The organism is Collinsella aerofaciens, assembly GCF_001404695.1.
GTDB lineage: Bacteria > Actinomycetota > Coriobacteriia > Coriobacteriales > Coriobacteriaceae > Collinsella > Collinsella aerofaciens_E.
The window spans coordinates 1-2,977 of sequence record NZ_CZAQ01000037.1 but is presented as its reverse complement, the minus strand read 5'-3'; the positions used below and the strand labels follow the sequence as shown (position 1 = coordinate 2,977).

At 56.6% G+C, this 2,977-nt stretch carries 3 protein-coding genes; all 3 read left to right on the top strand.

The annotated features are described in order from the left end of the window. Positions 1-54 precede the first annotated feature (54 nt). The 3 genes from vsr (at position 55) to AQ996_RS08400 (ending at position 2,890) form a co-directional block, all read left to right on the top strand. Positions 55-1,041: a DNA mismatch endonuclease Vsr gene (gene vsr / locus AQ996_RS09685; RefSeq protein ID WP_082435596.1), complete on the top strand. Its 987-nt coding sequence runs from the start codon at positions 55-57 to the stop codon at positions 1,039-1,041. A gap of 497 nt (positions 1,042-1,538) precedes the next feature. Continuing rightward, entirely contained in the window at positions 1,539-2,468 is a 930-nt protein-coding gene (locus AQ996_RS08405) for an AraC family transcriptional regulator (protein WP_172674635.1), read from the top strand. Positions 2,469-2,524: 56 nt separating this feature from the next. Continuing rightward, complete coding sequence (locus AQ996_RS08400) at positions 2,525-2,890, top strand: HAD hydrolase-like protein (RefSeq protein ID WP_055252450.1); 366 nt, start codon at positions 2,525-2,527, stop codon at positions 2,888-2,890. Positions 2,891-2,977 lie beyond the last annotated feature (87 nt).

The window sequence follows — 2,977 nt, the reverse complement described above, 5'->3', positions numbered from 1 at the left end:
CCCCGTCCCAAAAAGACTACCCCGTCATGTAATGATGTTGAGAGAGGACTCCTGTTGAAGACTGTTCATGTTGCCGCTGGGATCATTCGCAAGGATGGATCTGACGAGCTACTTGCTGTGCAGCGCGGCTACGGCGGCATGCAGGGACTTTGGGAGTTCCCCGGCGGCAAGCTCATGCGTGGCGAAACACCCGAGGCCGCCGTGCGCCGCGAGCTTATGGAAGAGCTGCAGGTAAAAGTCACCAACCTGCGCGATTTCTATACCGTCGAGTACGACTACCCCGATTTTCATCTCTCCATGGAGTGCTATTACTGCTCGCTCGCCGATGAGTCCGGTGAACCCCAGAAGCACGACCGGCAGCTCGATATCCGCTGGATTCCACGCGCTTCGCTGGCAACAGTAGAGTGGATGCCCGCCGACAAGGGGCTGATCGAAGCCCTGATCGAGCTAAAGGAAGACCGGCTTGAGGCAAGCACCAGCGGCGACGGCGACCCCGCCACGACCGACGAGCCCGCCACCAAGCCCAAGCGCAAAACCAAGCGCCGCAGCAAAAAGCGCCCCAAGCCCGGCCTGCTCGACGGCATCGACACCTCGGACCTCTCCGCCGACGAGCGCGAATTGGTGCGCCGTCGTGCCGCCATCAAAAAGTCCATGAAAGGCAACAAGCGCGCCAACACCAAGCCCGAGCTGCTCGTTCGCCAGCACCTGCGCGCCGCGGGCCTTACCGGCTATCGTTTGGAATGGAAGGTGCCCGGCAAGCCCGATATCGCCTTCCCCGGACGCAAGATCGCCATCTTCGTCAACGGTTGCTTTTGGCACCGCTGCCCCAAGTGCAATCCGAGCCAGCCCAAGCGCAACGTTGAGTTTTGGGAGGCAAAGTTCCGTCGCAACGTCGAACGCGATCGCGCCGCCGTGGCAGCGCTCACTCAAATGGGCTGGACACCCATAACCATCTGGGAATGCGAGCTCAAAAAAGACCGCATCGACACCACGATGGAAAAGGTCATCGAGCAGGTGCGCGCCGCAGAGCCGCAGCGCTAACAGCGAGCATTCACACGCTCCGCACGTCCGCGCCACATCCACGTCACAAACCTTAGAAAGCCCTTAAGCTCAAAACCTTTCAAGAGTGTTACTCGATACCTCTGACCTGCAGTTTCATCGTAACACCAAACCAGGTTAAGCCTTTCTTTAGCGCTTCTTTGCGACGGCCGCGGCATAATACTGCCAACGCACGGGACCTAGCAGCATACCCCGAGCGCAATCTTTTGGTGGACATCGAGGAGGCCGCATAAGCATGCATACTTCCAATGACGCAGCACAGCAGCCATCCCTAAAACATGCAGACCTTTTCTCCTTCCCCCCGACACAGAGAAACGGTCTCCTCGACTCCCCCACCACAAAAGCCAAACGCTCAACCGACCAGAGCCACAACTTGCGAGCATCCTTCGATAAGCTCCAAGCATCCCTAGACAAGGCGTTCCCCGAACAGGCAAGAGCAATCTAAGCCCATCGCGCTTTATACTGATGCCATGCGAAACATGGATCACATAGAATTGCACCGCGGAGGACGCGAGGAAGCGTTTCCCGAGACCGCCGCAGACTGGCCCTATATTGCCGAACGCGCAGAATTCGCTCGCTATCCGGGCAATTCCGTCCCCTGGCACTGGCATTCCGAAGTCGAGCTTTTCTACATGGAGCAGGGAGCGATTGACTATCGAACGCGCGCGGCTCATGAACACGTGCGCTTTGAGGAAGGGTCCGCCGGCTTTATCAACGGCGGCGTTTTGCACAGCACGCTGCAATCACCCAATTCGGCACCAGCCATTCAAATGTTGCATATCTTTCAGCCGTCGATGCTCGGCGATCCCGCGGGACGCCTTCAAAAGCGCTACATCAACCCATTGCTTCAATGTCGAGGCGTCGATGTGCTCAAATGGTCGCCCACCAATCCCGACGATATGCCCTTTATCGATTTGCTGAAGAGCTCCTTTAGCCACGACCTTCAACGGCCGCAGAACGAGATGGCGCTTCGAAATAGTTTGTCAGAGCTCTGGATTCAGATTAACGCCAAGACCGAACCGCTCTTTTCTTCCGACGGCGCCTCTTGGATGACCAGCCGCGACGTACAGTTCAAGGCAATCCTGGACTTTATCCGCGCAAACTATGCAGCCGCTATAGATGTGCCCCAGATGGCATCTGCAGCCGGCGTAAGCGAAAGAGAGTGTTACCGCATTATCGAAACTTGTGCAGGAACGACCCCGGCGGCATATCTACGCGCATACCGCATAAACCGTGCTTGCGAACTTTTGGCACACACCACGCGAACGGTACAGACAGTCGCGCGCCAATGCGGATTTATAACAGCAAGCCATCTTGGCCAGGTATTTAAAGAACAAATGGGGTGCACTCCTTCGAGCTATCGAGCAGCGAGGCAGAATCTCGATAGCACCAGGCAGAAATCCCGCTAACCCTTCTTCTGTCACTGCATCAAACTTGCAGGCAAACAACAGAGAGGAGCAATCATATGAAGCACTTTGACCATATCGTATTTGACGTTGATGGGACATTGGCAGATACAGAAGAAAGCGTTCTGTCATCGCTTGTCCAGATTGTCCAAGAAGAGACCAGCAAAACGCTTCCCCGACACGAGCTTGACTTTGCCCTCGGCATACCCGGCAAGGATGCCCTTGAGAAACTTGGGATCTACTCGCAGGCAACGTTGGATCGCTGGTGCCAAGTTGCCGCCAGCTTTAAAAGCACCATCAGTGTGTTTCCAGGTTTGCTTGAAGTCATCGCAACACTCGCCGATAGCGGCTGCAAACTTGGCATCGTCTCCTCACGTGCGCGCGACGAATACGCAAAAGAAATGGCTCTGTTAGACCGGAATTGACACGACCGGCCGCTCCCTTGCCCTCAAGTTGATCTATCGCGGCCGTTGGGGCGAGCCGGTGCCATCCTCGTCGGCCTTCTCGGCGGG